At 71.3% G+C, this 14,706-nt stretch carries 17 protein-coding genes and 1 rRNA gene (1 of these 18 cut by a window edge); 2 read left to right on the forward strand and 16 right to left on the reverse strand.

Features of this window, described 5'->3' with window-relative positions:
- A 16S ribosomal RNA gene (locus BJ964_RS00015) occupies positions 1 to 224 on the reverse strand; it reaches 1,293 nt to the left of the window's first position.
- A 491-nt stretch (positions 225 to 715) separates the two neighbouring features.
- Positions 716 to 1,972: a tyrosine--tRNA ligase gene (gene tyrS, locus BJ964_RS00020; RefSeq protein WP_188118729.1), complete on the reverse strand. Its 1,257-nt coding sequence runs from the start codon at positions 1,970 to 1,972 to the stop codon at positions 716 to 718.
- Between the two features lie 46 nt (positions 1,973 to 2,018).
- Between tyrS and BJ964_RS00025 the strand changes: the two genes are divergently transcribed.
- Together BJ964_RS00025 and BJ964_RS00030 are read left to right on the forward strand one after the other, a co-directional pair.
- Complete coding sequence (locus tag BJ964_RS00025; RefSeq protein WP_188118730.1) at positions 2,019 to 2,801, forward strand: polyphosphate kinase 2 family protein; 783 nt, start codon at positions 2,019 to 2,021, stop codon at positions 2,799 to 2,801.
- A gap of 49 nt (positions 2,802 to 2,850) precedes the next feature.
- On the forward strand, positions 2,851 to 3,477 hold the full coding sequence (locus BJ964_RS00030) for a hypothetical protein (protein ID WP_188118731.1): 627 nt from the start codon (positions 2,851 to 2,853) through the stop codon (positions 3,475 to 3,477).
- A gap of 31 nt (positions 3,478 to 3,508) precedes the next feature.
- On the opposite strand, the gene ptsP is transcribed toward BJ964_RS00030, so the two are convergent.
- From ptsP to BJ964_RS00100, 14 genes are all read right to left on the reverse strand, one after another.
- The gene (gene ptsP / locus BJ964_RS00035; RefSeq protein WP_188118732.1) at positions 3,509 to 5,155 is read right to left on the reverse strand and encodes a phosphoenolpyruvate--protein phosphotransferase; all 1,647 of its coding nucleotides are present in this window, start codon (positions 5,153 to 5,155) and stop codon (positions 3,509 to 3,511) included.
- Complete coding sequence (locus BJ964_RS00040) at positions 5,148 to 5,423, reverse strand: HPr family phosphocarrier protein (RefSeq protein WP_188118733.1); 276 nt, start codon at positions 5,421 to 5,423, stop codon at positions 5,148 to 5,150. The genes ptsP and BJ964_RS00040 overlap by 8 nt, the downstream gene beginning before the upstream one ends.
- Positions 5,424 to 5,434: 11 nt before the next feature.
- Positions 5,435 to 6,475: a zinc-dependent dehydrogenase gene (locus BJ964_RS00045; protein WP_188118734.1), complete on the reverse strand. Its 1,041-nt coding sequence runs from the start codon at positions 6,473 to 6,475 to the stop codon at positions 5,435 to 5,437.
- Positions 6,472 to 6,918, reverse strand: coding sequence for a PTS sugar transporter subunit IIA (locus tag BJ964_RS00050; protein ID WP_188118735.1), 447 nt, complete (start codon positions 6,916 to 6,918; stop codon positions 6,472 to 6,474). The genes BJ964_RS00045 and BJ964_RS00050 overlap by 4 nt, the downstream gene beginning before the upstream one ends.
- A complete protein-coding gene (locus tag BJ964_RS00055; protein ID WP_183226566.1) occupies positions 6,911 to 7,219 on the reverse strand; it encodes a PTS sugar transporter subunit IIB in 309 nt (102 codons plus the stop codon). Before BJ964_RS00055 ends, BJ964_RS00050 begins: the two co-directional genes overlap by 8 nt.
- Before the next feature lie 16 nt (positions 7,220 to 7,235).
- Positions 7,236 to 8,339 (reverse strand): PTS mannitol transporter subunit IICB, encoded by a 1,104-nt coding sequence (gene mtlA, locus BJ964_RS00060; protein WP_188118736.1) that lies wholly within the window; start codon positions 8,337 to 8,339, stop codon positions 7,236 to 7,238.
- 114 nt (positions 8,340 to 8,453) lie between these two features.
- Entirely contained in the window at positions 8,454 to 9,389 is a 936-nt protein-coding gene (locus BJ964_RS00065; protein WP_188118737.1) for a 1-phosphofructokinase family hexose kinase, read from the reverse strand.
- A gap of 19 nt (positions 9,390 to 9,408) precedes the next feature.
- A complete protein-coding gene (locus BJ964_RS00070) occupies positions 9,409 to 10,170 on the reverse strand; it encodes a DeoR/GlpR family DNA-binding transcription regulator (protein ID WP_188126704.1) in 762 nt (253 codons plus the stop codon).
- Positions 10,171 to 10,345: 175 nt separating this feature from the next.
- Positions 10,346 to 11,056, reverse strand: coding sequence for an NUDIX domain-containing protein (locus BJ964_RS00075; RefSeq protein WP_188118738.1), 711 nt, complete (start codon positions 11,054 to 11,056; stop codon positions 10,346 to 10,348).
- Between the two features lie 52 nt (positions 11,057 to 11,108).
- On the reverse strand, positions 11,109 to 11,762 hold the full coding sequence (locus BJ964_RS00080; RefSeq protein ID WP_188118739.1) for an adenylate kinase family protein: 654 nt from the start codon (positions 11,760 to 11,762) through the stop codon (positions 11,109 to 11,111).
- Positions 11,763 to 11,778: 16 nt separating this feature from the next.
- Positions 11,779 to 12,351, reverse strand: coding sequence for a hypothetical protein (locus tag BJ964_RS00085; protein ID WP_188118740.1), 573 nt, complete (start codon positions 12,349 to 12,351; stop codon positions 11,779 to 11,781).
- Positions 12,352 to 12,394: 43 nt separating this feature from the next.
- Positions 12,395 to 12,889: a type II toxin-antitoxin system PemK/MazF family toxin gene (locus tag BJ964_RS00090; protein ID WP_223149732.1), complete on the reverse strand. Its 495-nt coding sequence runs from the start codon at positions 12,887 to 12,889 to the stop codon at positions 12,395 to 12,397.
- Between the two features lie 60 nt (positions 12,890 to 12,949).
- Positions 12,950 to 13,702: a CAP domain-containing protein gene (locus BJ964_RS00095; protein ID WP_188118742.1), complete on the reverse strand. Its 753-nt coding sequence runs from the start codon at positions 13,700 to 13,702 to the stop codon at positions 12,950 to 12,952.
- 129 nt (positions 13,703 to 13,831) lie between these two features.
- Positions 13,832 to 14,680 (reverse strand): hypothetical protein, encoded by an 849-nt coding sequence (locus BJ964_RS00100; RefSeq protein WP_188118743.1) that lies wholly within the window; start codon positions 14,678 to 14,680, stop codon positions 13,832 to 13,834.
- Between the last annotated feature and the right edge of the window lie 26 nt (positions 14,681 to 14,706).

Genomic DNA, 14,706 nt, shown 5'->3' on the forward strand with positions numbered 1-14,706 from the left:
TCCATCCCAGACCGAAAAACTTTCCACACAGACTTCATGCGAAGCTGTGTCGTATTCGGTATTAGCCCCCGTTTCCGAGGGTTATCCCAAAGTCCAGGGCAGGTTACTCACGTGTTACTCACCCGTTCGCCGCTCGAGTACCCCGAAGGGCCTTTCCGCTCGACTTGCATGTGTTAAGCACGCCGCCAGCGTTCGTCCTGAGCCAGGATCAAACTCTCCAACAAAATCTGTTGAACAATCGTCCCGGCAACATAAAAGTTGCCAAAGGAATCTCCCACCCATCGCCTAAACGATGAGCCGGGGTATTGCCATAATTGGCACTGGCTTATCAAGCACCCTGTTGAGTTCTCAAAGAACAACCGCACACCATCAAACCGTTCCGCATTCCGCGGCCCGTCATCCGGGGCACTCGCTCTACTTTACCCGCCGTTTCCGCCGTGTCAAATCCGCGTTTCGCAACCGAATTCGACAAACGGAAACACACTGAAACCACACGACCTAGTAGATCGTCTGATCAAAGTTTGGGTTCCTCCAGGACGGCCGCTCCGGGCCCCTGGATCGGGTCCCGCTCGCTCGCCCGTCTCCCTGGCGGCTCGACAAACATTACTCGCCGCCCCTCGCAACTCCAAATCGGGGTCCCGCGACGGCCGTCACAGCCGGAAAGCGGAAGCCCCGGCCCTCGTAACCGAGGACCGGGGCTTGGCGAACGTGCAGGTCAGGGCAGCAGTTCCACGCCGGCGAAGGTGCGCTTGCCCCGGCGCAGGACCAGGAACCGGCCGTGCAGCAGGGCCGACGCCGGGATCACCGCCTCGCCGTCGGTGATGCGCTCGTTGTTGAGGTAGGCGCCGCCCTCGGCGATGGTCCGGCGGGCCTCGTTGGCGCTGGCCACCAGACCGGCCTCCTTGAGCAGGACTCCGACGGGCGGGAGCTCACCCCGTACCGAATGAAGTCCGGCCTCGGCCAGCGCGGCGCGCAACGTGTCCGCGGAGAGTTCGTCCAACGAGCCCCGGCCGAAGAGGGCCTGGCTGGCCGCGACCGCCTGGCGTGCCTCCTCGGCACCGTGCACCAGCGCGGTGAGCTCCTCGGCGAGGGCTCGCTGCGCGAGCCGGGCCTGCGGCCGCTCCGCGGTCGCCTTCTCCAGTTCCTCCAGCTCCTCGCGGGACTTGAAGCTGAAGTAGCGCAGGTAGTCCTTGACGTCGCGGTCGTCGCTGTTGATCCAGAACTGGTAGAAGGAGTACGGCGACGTCATGGCGGGATCGAGCCAGACGGCGCCGCCCTCGGTCTTGCCGAACTTGGTGCCGTCGGCCTTGAGGACCAGCGGGGTGACGAAGGCCTGCACCGGGCCGGCGCCGCGACGGCGGACGAAGTCGACGCCGGCGGTGATGTTGCCCCACTGGTCGGAGCCGCCGAACTGGAGCTGGCAGCCGTGCTGGACGTGCAGCTGGTAGAAGTCGTTGGACTGGAGCAGCTGGTAGGCGAACTCGGTGAAGCTGATGCCGCTGTCCAGGCGGTTCCGCACGACGTCGCGGGCCAGCATCTTGTTGACCGGGAAGTGCTTGCCGACGTCGCGCAGGAAGTCGATCACCGAGGTGGGGCCGGTCCAGTCCAGGTTGTTGACCAGGGTGGCGGCGTTGTCACCGTCGTAGGTGACGAACGGCGACAGCTGGGTACGGATGTGCTGCACCCAGCTCTCGACCACCTCGGGCGGGTTGAGGCTGCGCTCGCTGGACTCCCGGGGGTCGCCGATCTGGCCGGTGGCGCCGCCGACGAGCAGCAGCGGCCGGTGGCCGGCGAGCTGGAGCCGACGGGCGGTGCAGACCTGCATGAGGTGACCGACGTGCAGCGAGGCGGCGGTGGGGTCGAAGCCCACATAGAACGTGAGCGATCCGCCGTCGAGCTTCTTGCGCAGCTCGTCGGGGTCGGTCGAGTCCTGGATGAGTCCGCGCCACAACAGGTCGTCTACGAGAGTCACAGTACGGATTGTCCCGCACCGCCGGCCGGCAGGCGATGCTGGGTGGATGGGTCACCTTGGTAGGGCACATCCCCCGATCGACATCTCCAAGAAGAAGGCCGAGGCGCGGCTGGCGGCGGCGCAGGAGCGGCTGCTGCGGTTGCGGCTGATCTCGGGCGGGCAGATCGGGGCGAAGAAGATCGGTCCGCCGCTGTGCGTGCTGTTCGAGGGGTGGGACGCGTCCGGCAAGGGCGGGGCGATCAAGCGCCTGGTGGCGCCACTGGACCCGAGACACGTACGGGTGACCCAGTTCGCGGCCCCCACGTACGACGAGAAGCGGCACCACTACATGCAGCGGTTCTGGAAGGTGCTGCCGGGCCAGGGCGGGATGACCGTGCTGGACCGCTCCTGGTACGGGCGGGTGCTGGTGGAGCGGGTCGAGGGGTTCGCGACGCGTGAGCAGTGGCGGCGGGCGTACGGCGAGATCGTGGAGTTCGAGCGGACGCTGGCCGCCGAGGGCATGATCCTGATCAAGTTCTGGATGAACGTGTCGGACGAGGAGCAGTTGCGGCGTTTCGAGAGCCGGCGCGACGATCCGCTGCGGTCGTGGAAGCTGACCGGCGAGGACTGGCGGAACCGGGGGAAGCGGGCGGAGTACACCGCGGCGGTCGAGGAGATGATCGACCGTACCGACCGGCCGCGGGCGCGCTGGCAGGTCATCCCGGGTGACGACAAGCAGTACGCCCGGTTCGCGGTGGTCGAGCACGTGTGCCGTGTGCTGGAGACGAAGCTGGCGAAGCGGGGCTACGACCTGGGGGCCGCGGACGAGCCGGGGAACCCTGGAGCTTGATTCGGCGTTTTGGTAAAATTGACCGGGAATGTCCGTTATCGTCGGGATCATGACCAGACGCAGGAACGCTCAGTCCCGCCTGCTCCGCGCGACCGGCCTGCTGGTGAGTCTCGCCGGCATCACGGTGAGCACTGCCGGGCCGGCCGGCGCGGCGCCGGGCGAGGACGCACCGGGTGTGGGAGCCGAACCGGTCGCGGCCCAGACCATGACGACACCGACCACGACAGCACAGACAGCGGTGGACCCGGCGGTGCAGGACCAGACGACGTGGACCGACGCCCGGCCCGGCGAGCGGGCCACCTCGGTGAGCCTGACCCGGAGCGGCGGCGGGCGCGGCCAGCTCTCGATCTCCCTCCAGGGCACCGGCAACGGCCACATCGGGCAGATCTACCGCCTCGCCTCCAGCCCGGCGTTCCTGGCGCTGCGCCCGTCCTACGTGCCGGCCAGCAAGTCCGGGAAGGCCCGCTACGAACTGGAGATCGGCTACCGCGGCGGCCGGGAGAAGCGGGTCGTCACCTACACGAACACTCCGGCACCCCGGGTGCTGACCGACATGATCCGCCTGCTCGAGCACATGCCGCCGCCGAAGTTCCCGGCGGGCTTCCCGTTCAGCGGTGGGAACCTGTTCCACAAGGGCTTCCCCCCGGGCTTCCCCTTCAACGACCGGCCAATCTGATCCAGCGGGCCTCCACGGAGGCCCGCTCCACTCATCCGGCCGCCGCTCGGGCCTCCACCGGGCCCGGGGCGGCCACCGCCAGCGCCGCCAGCCGCCGGCAGTCCTCCGCGGTACGCGTGGACAGCGCCGCCCGTACCGCCGGGAGCGCCCGCGGCGACATCGACAGGCTGGTCACCCCGAGGCCGACCAGCACCGGCGCGAGCAGCGGATCGGCCGCCGCCTCGCCACACACCCCGACCGGTTTGCCGGCCGTCCGGCCCGCCTCGCCGCAGAGGCCGATGAGCTGCAACAACGCCGGCTGCCACGGATCCAGCAGATCGGCCAGGGGACCGCACATCCGGTCCGCGGCGAACGTGTACTGGCTCAGGTCGTTCGTACCGATGCTCAGGAAGTCGACGACCCGCAGCAGGTCGGCGGCCCGCAGCGCGGCGGCCGGCACCTCGATCATCACGCCCGCCCTCGGCAGGCCGGCCGCGTGCACGGCGGCCGCGAAAGCGCTCGCCTCGGCCACCGTGGAGACCATCGGGGCCATCACCCAGACGTCGGCGCCGGTCTCGGCGCGGGCTTCGGCGATCGCCGCGAGCTGGGCGGTGAGCACCTCCGGGCGCTGCCGCGCCACGCGCAGACCGCGCACCCCCAGGGCCGGATTCGGCTCACCCTCCTGCTTCAGGAACGGCAGCGGTTTGTCGGCGCCGGCATCGAGGGTACGGATGACGACCCGCCGCCCGGCCATGGCGCGGAACACGTCCCGGTAGGCCGCGACCTGCTCGCCGTGCCCCGGTTCCCCGGCCCGGTCGAGGAAGAGCAGCTCGGTGCGGAACAGCCCGATCCCCTCGGCGTGCGCCTCGTCGGCGGCGGGCACGTTCCTCGCGGAGCCCACGTTGGCGAGCAGCTTGACGGCGTACCCGTCGGAGGTCTGCCCCGGACCGGTGAGACCGGAGGCCGCCGCGGTGAGCCGGGCCGACGCCTCGATCGCGGCCTTGACCTCCACGTCGTCGACGCCGGTCGCCACCCGCCCGGTGGCGCCGTCGACCAGCACCCGGGCGCCGTCCGGGACGTCGAGCACCCCGGCGCAGGCGACCACCGCGGGCAGGCCCAGCGCACGGGCCAGGATCGCGGTGTGGCTGGTCGGGCCGCCGATCTCGGTGACCAGGGCGATCACCTGGTCCGGGTCGAGGTCGGCGGTGTCGGCGGGGGCCAGGTCGCGGGCCGCCAGCACGTAGCGGTGGCCGGGCGACGGCACGCCCGGCATGGGCAGGCCGAGCAGCACCGCGACCGCACGGTCCCGCAGGTCGTCGAGGTCGGCGACGCGCTCGGCGAGATAGCCGCCGGCCGCGGCGAAGATCTCCCGGAACGTCGCGAAGGCGCCGTCGATCGCGTGCGGCGCGTCGTGGCCGGCCTCGATGAGCTCCCGTACGCCGTCGAGCAGCTCCTCGTCGCCGGCCATCAGCGCCTCGGCCCGCAGCACCTCGGCCACCGTGTCGTCGGCGGCCCGGTCGGCACGCCGCCCGAGTTCGGCGACCACCTCGGCGAGCGCCGCCCCGGCCCGGGCGACCTCCGCCCCGATGTCGGTGACCGTGGTGGGTGCCGGCAGCGCCGGGGCCGCCGCGATCCGCAGCAACGGGCCGGCGACGGTCCCGGGGCACACTCCGATCCCGGTGAGAACGGTGTCAGGCATGGTCAGCGTCCAGGTCCTTCGCGAGCAGTTCGGCCAGGCCGTCCAGGATCTCGTCGGCGCCGTCGCCCTCGGCCTCGATGGTCACCTCGGTGCCCTTCTTCACGCCGAGGGCGAGCACCGACAGCATGCTCCTGGCCGGCACCGGCTTCCGGTCGCCGGATCGGATGGTGACCTTGACCGGCGCCTTCGCGGCGGCCTCCACGAAGATCTTGGCAGGCCGGGCGTGCAGGCCGCTCGCGGACCCGATCGTCACCGTGCGCGTGGGCATGGCGTCTCCCTCTAGGGCTCGATGGTGACCTTGATGGCCTCGCCGCGGGCGACGATCCCGAAGGCGTCGATGGCGCTCTCCAGCGGCAGGCGATGGGTGATCAGGTCGGCGACCGGCACCGCGCCGGAGGCGACCAGGTCGAGCGCCTCGGCGTTGTGCGCCGGGCTCGACCCGTTGGCGCCGACGATCGTCAGCTCCCGGTAGTGGACCAGGTTGGAGTCGCAGGTGATGGTCGGCTGGTCCTTGGGCAGGCCGCCGAAGAAGCTGATCCGGCCCTGCCGGGCGGCCATCCGGATGGCCTGCTCCTGCGCCCGGCCGGAGGCGGCCGCCGTGATGATGACGTCGGCGCCGCGGCCGCCGGTCAGCCTCAGGATCTCCTCGACCGGGCCGGTCTCCCCGGCGCAGATCGCGGCGTCCGGCTTGACCAGGTCGGCGGCCATGTCCAGGCGCCGCCGGCTGAGCTCGACCAGGAACACCCGGGCGGCGCCGCGGGCGCGGGCCAGCCGGACGTGCAGGCAGCCGATCGGGCCGGAGCCGATCACCACCACATCGTCGCCGGCGCCGACGCGGGCCAGGTTCTGGGCGTTGAGGGCGCAGGCCAGCGGCTCGGCGACGGAGGCCTCGGCGAACGAGACGCCGTCCGGGACGCGGTTGAGGCCGCCGACCTTGAGGACCTCCCGGGGGACCACCATGTACTGGGCGAAGCCGCCCTCGAAGTGGTAGCCCATCGAGACCTGGTCGGGGCAGATCGTCATCCGGCCACGCTCGCACTCGGCGCACTCTCCACACGGGATGGCGGCTATCACCTGGACGCGGTCGCCCTCCGACCAGCCGTCGACGCCGTCGCCGACCTCGACGATCTCGCCGGCGATCTCGTGGCCCATCACCCGGGGCGGGTGGATGTGGTGGTGGCCGAACCTGGAGATCTTCACGTCGGTGCCGCAGGTGGAGCAGTTCCGTACCCGGATCTTCACCTCGCCGGGACCGGCCCCGGGCTCGGGCGCGTCCTCGAAGCGGACGTCGCCGGGAGCGTGGAATCGGACGACCTTCATCGCTTCGTCTCCTCCTGGATCGTTCCGAGCAGCCGGATCACGGCGCCGGGCTCGGTGGCCTCGCGCAGTTCGCGGGCCTGGTCCTCGTCGAGCAGGATCTCGGCGAGGGAGGCGAGCAGCTCGACGTGCCCGTCCCCCCGGGCGGCGATGGCCACGCACACGGTGACCGGCTCGCCGCCCCAGTCCACGCCGTCCGGGAAGCGCAGCACCGCGAGGGCGTCGCGCTCGACCAGGTCCTTGCCGGCGAGGGTGCCGTGCGGGATGGCGACGCCCTCGCCGACGTAGGTGGAGATCGACCGCTCCCGGTCGAGCATCGTGTCGACGTAGCCCGGGTGGACGGCGCCGATCTCCACGAGGACCGCGCCGCAACGACGGATCGCGTCGTCGCGGCCGGCGGCGGTCTCGGCGAGCCGGACGGCCCGGGGCTCCAGCAGCTCAGACATTCAGATCGGTGCCCTGCTGGATGGCCTTGACCACGCGGGTCACGGCCGGGTCGCCCAGGAAGATCTGGAACGGCACGATCGGTTTGCCCGGGGCCACCGAGCGGGCGCGGGCGGCGAGGCCGCTGTGGCAGACCACCACGTCGGCGTCGGCCGGGATCGAGTTCACCGGGGTGTGCTCGACGGTGACACCGGTCTTGCCGAGTTGTTTGCGCAGCGTGCTGGCCAGCATCACGCTGCTGCCCATGCCCGCGTCGCAGGCGACGACCAGCTTGTGGATGTCCTTGCCGTTGATGGTTGCCATGGCGGTCCTCCTGGACTCAGACGTTTTCCTTGCTGGTCTCCGGGACGGGCTCCTCCGCCGGCTCCTGGTCGGACTTGAGCCGGCCGAACCCGAGCAGCAGCGACGCGACACCGAAGGTCACCGCGGCCCCGATCGTGACGCCGAGGATCATCCCGGCGTGACTGCCCTTGGCGGTCACCGCGAAGAAGGCGAAGATGCTGCCCGGAGCGGGCGAGGCGACCGTGCCGGCGCCGGTGACCATGAAGGTGGCGACACCGGCCATGCCGCCGGCGATCATCGCGAGGATCAGGCGGGGCTTCATCAGGACGTACGGGAAGTAGATCTCGTGGATGCCGCCGAAGAAGTGGATGATCATCGCGGCCGGGGTGCTGGGGCGCAGCGACTTCGGCCCGAAGAAGAGGTACGCGGCGAGCAGGCCGAGACCGGGGCCGGGGTTCGACTCGATCATGAACAGGATCGATCTGCCCTGCTCCGCCACCTGCTGCACGCCGAGCGGGCTGAGCACGCCGTGGTTGATGGCGTTGTTCAGGAACAGCACCTTGGCCGGTTCGACCAGCACCGAGACCAGCGGCATGAGGCTGTGGTCGAGCAGGAAGTCGACCGCGTCGCCGGCCGCCTGGCTGAGCCCGTCGACGACCGGGCCGACACCGACCTTGCCGAGGATCGCGAAGGCGCCGCCGATGATGCCGGCCGAGAAGTTGTCCACCAGCATCTCGAAGCCGGGACGGATCCGGCCCTCGATCAGGCCGTCGAAGAGCTTCATGACGTACGCGGCGAGCGGACCCATGATCATCGCGCCGAGGAACATCGGGACGTCCGCGCCGACCACCACACCGGCGGTGGCGACCGCGCCGACGACCGCGCCGCGCTGGCCGTGCACCATCCGGCCGCCGGTGTAACCGATCAGGATGGGCAGCAGGTACTTGATCATCGGGTCGACGAGCTCGGCCAGGCTCTCGTTCGGCACCCAGCCGACCGGGATGAACAGGGCCGTGATCAGACCCCAGGCGATGAGTGCTCCGATGTTCGGCATGACCATGCCGGCGAGGTATCCGCCGAATCTCTGGACCCGGGCTCTGAAGCCGGCTCCGGCGACCTCGGGGGTGTACGAAGAGGCCATGAGGGGATCTCCATTTCGGTGACGGAGAGAGGGTGTGGTGTGGTGGCCGCCTCCGGCTGTCGCGGGGTGGATCGGTGGGTTTCGTACCGGGGCGGGAGCTTGCCGGGGCGCCGGTCAGGTGAGCCGGCGGGCCGGATCGGGGTCGGGGGTGACACGAACGCTCGTACGGTCGAGATCGGTGGGGCCGGGCATCCGGCTGCCCGGGAGGCTGACCGCGGCCGCGCCCCACGCCAGGCCCTCCACCAGCGCGGCCGCGCCGCACGCGCCGGTCGAGAGGAAGCCGGCCAGCAGCGCGTCGCCGGCGCCGACCGTGCTGCGCGGGACGCTGACCGGGGAGACGCCGGCCAGCACGCCGTCGCCGTCGACCAGCACCGCGCCGTCGGCGCCGAGGCTGGCCAGGACCGCACCGGCGCCGGCGGCCCGCAGCCGGCGGCATCCCTCGACCACGTCGCCGAGGGTCGCGGGCATCCGGCCGACCGCCTCGGCCAGCTCCTCCCGGTTCGGTTTGACCAGGGCCGCGCCGGCCGCGACCCCGGCCAGCAGCGCCGGTCCGCTGCTGTCCACCGCGAGCCGGGCGCCCGAGCCGACCAGCCGGGCGCACAGGTCGCCGAACGCGGCGAGGCTGGGGCCGGGCGGCAGGCTGCCGCAGATGACCACCCAGCCGGCCGCCGGCGCGGCGGTCAGCACCGCGTCGCTCACCTCGGCGAACTCGTCGTCGGAGAGGACCGGGCCGGCTTCGTTGATTTTGGTGACCGTGCCGTCCGGCTCGGCCAGGGTAATGTTGGAACGGGTCCGGCCGGCGATCGGCACGGCCAGCATGTCGACCCCCTCGGCCTTGAGCAGGTCGACCAGTTGCTCACCCTCGGCGCCGCCGGCCGGCACGACGGCGGTGGAACGCACACCGTTGGCGAGCAGCGCCCGGGAGACGTTGACGCCCTTGCCGCCCGGGTCGATGTGCGAGCCGCCGGCCCGCATCACCTCGCCGCGGGTCAGCACGTCGACCTCGAGGGCCCGGTCGACGCTGGGGTTGAGGGTGACGGTGAGGATCACATCTTCTCCCTCCGGTCGCTCACACCTTCACCATGCGGACACCCGCCGCCTCCACCTCGGCGGCCAGGTCGTGGTCCAGGCCGTTGTCGGTGATCAGCAGGTCCAGGTCGGTCAGGGCGCCGAACTTGGCCAGGTAGTCGTTGCCGATCTTGGTGTGATCGGCGAGCAGCACCACCCGGCGGGCCGCGGCGATCATCGCCCGCTTGACCGCCGCCTCGGCCGGGTCGGGAGTGGTCATGCCGCGCTCCACGGTGCACCCGTTCGTGCCCATGAAGGCGACGTCGACATAGATGTCGGCGAGCGGGCGCAGCGCCCAGTCGTCCACGGTGGCCAGTGTCCGGCCGCGCACCCGCCCGCCGAGCAGCAGCACGGTCAGGTTCGGCTTGAGACCGAGGCTGGCGGCCAGCACCGGCGAGTTCACCACCACGGTGAGCTCACGGTCGGCGGGCAGCAGCTGGGAGAGGCGGGCCGTGGTGGTGCCGGCGTCCAGGATGATCGCCCCGTCCTGGGGCACCTCGGCGAGCGCCGCCTTGGCGATCCGCTCCTTCTCGCTGATCAGCACGGCGTCCCGGGTGGCCAGGGCCGGCTCGAAGCCGAGCCGCTCCACCGGGATGGCCCCGCCGTGGACCCGGCGCAGCACACCGGACCGCTCCAGCACCGTCAGGTCGCGGCGGATCGTCTCCGCGGTCACCCCGAAGGCCTCGGCCAGCGCGACGACGTCGACCCGGCCCTCGGCGCGGGCCCGTCGCACGATCTCCTGCTGCCGTTCCTCCGCGTACATCTCGTTCACCCGCCTGGTTCGTTTTGGCTTTGTCTTTGTTTACGCCCGGTTCTGCCCGAGCGCAATATGTCGAAGAGATTTCGGTTCGCTTGCGAGGCAATGAGCTTAGGAACATTCACTCATGAATCCACTCAATACCGAAGAACCGAATGCCCGTTTGTGTGGGGTTGGCGGGTCAGGCGAGGTGCCTCTCCACCACGACGATGCGGTCCCGGGTGCCGTGCAGGACGAGCAGACCGCCGTCCGGGACGGTCGCCTCCACCGGGACCGGCCCGCGCCGCCGGCGGCACAACTCCCCGAACAGTTCCTGAACGATCTCGAGTTCGGCACGGATCGCGGCCGGGCGGCCCGTCTCGAACGATTCCCCGGCGATCCGCAGACCCCGTTCCCGGTCCACGCCCCGCTCCTCGTCGATCCCATAGGCGGAGAGAATCGACCGGGTCGAATAGGACCCGTCACGGACCAGCAGGAAACAGCCCGCCCCGGATGCGGCCCGGCGTTCGAGTCCGTACAGAATCCGCACGTCATCGGGGCGGCTCAGCGCGTCGGCGGCCCGGCACGCGTCGAGCCACAGCAGGTCGTCACGGTCGGGGACGCCGGAGTCCGCCTCGGCCGCGAAATAGTCGGCGCGTTCCGGCCAGCCCTCCCGCGAATAGCCGGTGGAACCGAGCCACGGCCCCAACCGGACCGCATGACCGGTGGATTCGGAAACCGCCCGCACGGCGGCCGCGGTCATGTGTTCCCCGGGCCGGATCCGCACTTTCGGAAAACACCACTCACCGGCCGCCGCGCGTATCACGGCGACCTGCCGCGCCTCCCCCGCGCCACGCCACAGGACCGCGCCGGCCGCCATCACGGGCGCGGAGAACGACGGTCCGAGTTCCACCGGCCAACGTTAGGCCGCTGCCCGACTTGATCGGATTGCCCTGTTAGAGGGATCAGCCGTCCGCGCGATACCCCGACAGGCCGAGGGTCTTGCGGATGGCGCTCTGCACCTCGTCGACCGGCGGGCGGCCGTCCACGTCGTGCACGACCTCCTTGCGCCGGAACAGCTCCAGCACCGGGCGGGTCTTCTCGTGGTAGTCGGTCAGCCGGGCCTCCAGGGCCTCCGGCGTGTCGTCCGCCCGGGTGATCAGCCCGTGGCCGCAGATGTCGCAGCGGCCCTCCACCTCGGGACGGTCCGCGATCAGGTTGTAGTCCATGCCGCAGTTCGGGCACAGCCGGCGGCTGAGCACCCGGCGGCGCACCTCGTCGTCCGGCAGTTCGAGGTGGATCACCGCGTCGATGTCGTAGCTCTCCATGAAGAACTCGGCCTGCCGGCCGTTGCGCGGGAACCCGTCGATGACGAAGCCGTAGTTCCAGTCGTGGATGCCCAGGCGGCGGCGCACCACCTCCGCGACCAGGTCGTCGCCGACCAGCTCGCCGGCCGCCATGGCGCGCTTGACCTGGGCGCCGATCTTGGTGTGCTGCCGCACGTGCCAGCGGAAGATGTCGCCGACGCTGATGTGCACCAGGTCGAGGTCCTCGCGCAGCATCTTGGCCTGGGTGCCCTTGCCGCTGCCCTGCACGCCCATGATCACGTATTTGCGCATCGCGTCTCCCGCAAGCTCAGTCCGCCGCGCCGACGCGCAGCGGGCCGGGCGCGCGCCCGGACAACGTGGTCGGATCGATGCTCCAGGCGCCGGCCACCCGGAACACATCCCGTTCGGCGACCAGCACGGACGCCTCCGGGTCCAGCTCGCCGGGCAGGCCGGCGTCGCGCTCCGCCGGATCGGGCACGCCGAACCACGACGTCACCTCGCCGGTCTGCCCCACATATCCGAAGGCGCGCAGCAGGTCGCCCTTCACCGCCCGCCGCCAGCGGTGCAGCTCGGTGACCCGGTGGGTGGCGAAGAACTGCACCTCGGTGCCCAGCTCGGCGGAGAGGGCGACCACGTCCGGATCGGAGCCCATCAACCGGCGGCCGACGGCGAGCACCCAGCGGGTGTCCCGCGCGCCCGGCAGCGGCGGGGTGACCGCCACCCGGTCGTCGGTGAGGTGGGCCAGGTCCAGTCCGGACCGCCAGGGCACAGGGCCGAGGTCGCGCAGCCCGAGAGCGGCCAGAACCGCCTCCTGGTCGCCGCCGGCCACCGCCAGCCACGCCTGCTTGCCCCCGAACCCGGCCATGACATCGAGATCCATGGCAGTAACGCTAGCTTCAGGATCGGCGGTGGCAACTCCGGCCTCAGGGCCACCCGTAGTTGCGGCGCAGGATCGCGGCGACCCGGTCGAAGCGGGGCCGGTCCAGGATCGCGCCCTCCCGGCGGATCCCGTCCTCCTCCACCTCCAGGACCCGGTCCAGCCGGATCCAGCTCGGCCGGGCGGTGCTGTCCCAGTCGCCGGCGCCGAGGGCCATCCAGTGCCGCTGACCGTCACGGTCGCTCTGGCTGGAGAGCATCAGACCGAGCAGGGTACGCGCATCGCGCCCCACCACCAGGACGGGACGGTCCTTGCCCTGGCTCGGGTCGTCCTCATAGGGAACCCAGGTCCAGACGATCTCGCCCGGGTCGGCGTCACCGTCCAGATCGGGCGCATAGGCCAGGTGGCGTCCCTCTTCGGGGACCGGGACGGGACGCGCGGGCCGCTGGGGGCGGGGTGCGGGAGTCTCGACGGGCGGAGCGGTTTCCACCGGCTGCCGTTCCGGCGCGCCCGCGATCTGCCGGAGCCAGGTTTTGAGCAATTCGAGCACCGCGACACCTTACGGCCGAAGGACCTCGGCCGGACAGGGCCATGATCCTCACTATCCTACGAAGTCCTGGGTCATCCAGGTGACGCCTTTGGAGTCGCGCACGATGCTCAGCCCGATACGGGTGAAGGACTTGTTGAGCAGGTTCTTGCGGTGCCCGTCGTTCGGCGGCACCTCGGCCAGCATGGCGTCGGTGAGCCCGTTGGCCGCCCGGACCATCGCCGCGTCGCTGCTGCCACTGGATCCGAAGCCGATGTTCTCCCCGGCCGTGCTCCAGGAGACGCCCTGCGCACTGAACCGGTCGCCCAGCCCGGCCTCGCCGGAGCACTGATGCGACAGCCCGCAGCCGTCGATCATCAGCTGGGTGTGCAGGGCCGCGGCCTTGGACAGCTTGGTGTTCAAAGTGAGCGCCCCGAGCCCCTCGGCGACCCGGGCCTCGTTGATGTGGGCGAGCACCTGCTCGGCCACCGTCCCGGAGGTCGCGGGCGCGCTGGTCTTCTTCGCCGTGCTCGCCGTCGCCTCGGTCTTCCTGCTGCTCGTCTTCTTGACCGTCACCTTGGGACTCGCTTTCCGGGAAGCGGAGGCGGACGGGGCGGCCGTGGTGCCCGGAACGTCGCCCGCCGAGGGCGCGGTCGACGGATCGGGGGATTCGGCGGCGGCGAGCGGGGTGTTCAACGACCGGGGATCGGGGGCCGGCCCGGTGCCGCCGTGCGCCAGTCCGGCCACCAGGAAGCCGGCTCCGATCACCACCGCTGTCGATCCCGCTGCCAGGGTGTACCGGAATCGGGCGGCGGCGGAGAGGGGCACGGCGAATTCACCTCGGTGAGCGGGGGACAGGACGGACGCCCCCTCACTATGCGGCGGGCACCCGTCCCGAGCGGCCCCGGAAAGGATTCCTTAAGGATCAGCTCACCGACTCCTAAGACACGCCGGCGCTCAGCCCTCCACGCGGGTGCGCAGCACGTCGTACAGTTGCTGGTCCTTGACCGCGCTGTAGAGCGTCGGCCCGGCACTGGTCAGGATCACGAAGGGGCAGGCCCGGTCGCCGCCGGTCAGCGCCGCCTCGGCCACCTTGCGGCGGGTGGCCACCTCGTAGACGGTCAGCCGGTACTTCCCCTCCACCAGCGACAACTTCTCGTCGCCGGACGTGCAGGCCCGGATCGGCTTCCCCGGGCCGGTCAGATCGAGGCAGGCCACCAGCTGCGCCCGCTGCGGCGCCGGCGCCCACGCCCGGCGCAACGCGGCCGATCCGCCGTAGGCGATGCGGTTCAGCGTCCGGGTGAACCGGCTCTCCGCGGTCAGCGACTCCCGCACGCTGATCATCATCGGGTGCGGGCTGTCGCCCCGGTGCTTCGGCGCCGCCGGGAAGAAGGTGCCGCCGCAGACCTGGTCCAGGTCGTCGTCGGCACGCACCGGCTGGTCACTCGCCAGCGGCCCGGTCACGGCCGGCGCCGGGGCGCCCGCCTGCTCGGTGGCCCGCGGCGCCGGCTGCGCGGCCCGCGACGGGCCGGAGAAGTCCACGAACCGCAGCACCGCCGCGCCCAGGCAGCCCACCAGGACCACCGCGACCGCCGACGGGATCACCCAACTGCCGCGCCACCAGGACGTTCTTCCCTTTTCGACCCCATTATCGGTACGCGTGCCGCCCGGCCCGCCGTCGACGGGCACCTCCGGACCGGCCGGGATCGCCTCGGCCCGCCCGACGCCGGCCGCGGCCAGCCGCGCGCCCAGTCCCGAGCCCTCCCCCGCCGTCGCCGATTCCGGTGTTTCCCCTGCATGTTGCATCGTTCGCTCCCCGCCCGCTCCCAGGA

This window comes from Actinoplanes lobatus, assembly GCF_014205215.1.
Classification (GTDB): Bacteria; Actinomycetota; Actinomycetes; order Mycobacteriales; family Micromonosporaceae; genus Actinoplanes; species Actinoplanes lobatus.

What these genes read in the sequence shown, in the direction of transcription:
- BJ964_RS00025 (WP_188118730.1), top strand. Translation starts at nt 2,019, where the DNA reads ATGGGTCACCTTGGTAGGGCACATCCCCCGATCGACATCTCCAAGAAG.
- BJ964_RS00030 (WP_188118731.1), top strand. Translation starts at nt 2,851, where the DNA reads ATGACCAGACGCAGGAACGCTCAGTCCCGCCTGCTCCGCGCGACCGGC.
- ptsP (WP_188118732.1), bottom strand. Translation starts at nt 5,155, where the DNA reads ATGCCTGACACCGTTCTCACCGGGATCGGAGTGTGCCCCGGGACCGTC.
- BJ964_RS00040 (WP_188118733.1), bottom strand. Translation starts at nt 5,423, where the DNA reads ATGCCCACGCGCACGGTGACGATCGGGTCCGCGAGCGGCCTGCACGCC.
- BJ964_RS00045 (WP_188118734.1), bottom strand. Translation starts at nt 6,475, where the DNA reads ATGAAGGTCGTCCGATTCCACGCTCCCGGCGACGTCCGCTTCGAGGAC.
- BJ964_RS00050 (WP_188118735.1), bottom strand. Translation starts at nt 6,918, where the DNA reads ATGTCTGAGCTGCTGGAGCCCCGGGCCGTCCGGCTCGCCGAGACCGCC.
- BJ964_RS00055 (WP_183226566.1), bottom strand. Translation starts at nt 7,219, where the DNA reads ATGGCAACCATCAACGGCAAGGACATCCACAAGCTGGTCGTCGCCTGC.
- mtlA (WP_188118736.1), bottom strand. Translation starts at nt 8,339, where the DNA reads ATGGCCTCTTCGTACACCCCCGAGGTCGCCGGAGCCGGCTTCAGAGCC.
- BJ964_RS00070 (WP_188126704.1), bottom strand. Translation starts at nt 10,170, where the DNA reads ATGTACGCGGAGGAACGGCAGCAGGAGATCGTGCGACGGGCCCGCGCC.
- BJ964_RS00080 (WP_188118739.1), bottom strand. Translation starts at nt 11,762, where the DNA reads ATGCGCAAATACGTGATCATGGGCGTGCAGGGCAGCGGCAAGGGCACC.
- BJ964_RS00085 (WP_188118740.1), bottom strand. Translation starts at nt 12,351, where the DNA reads ATGGATCTCGATGTCATGGCCGGGTTCGGGGGCAAGCAGGCGTGGCTG.
- BJ964_RS00100 (WP_188118743.1), bottom strand. Translation starts at nt 14,680, where the DNA reads ATGCAACATGCAGGGGAAACACCGGAATCGGCGACGGCGGGGGAGGGC.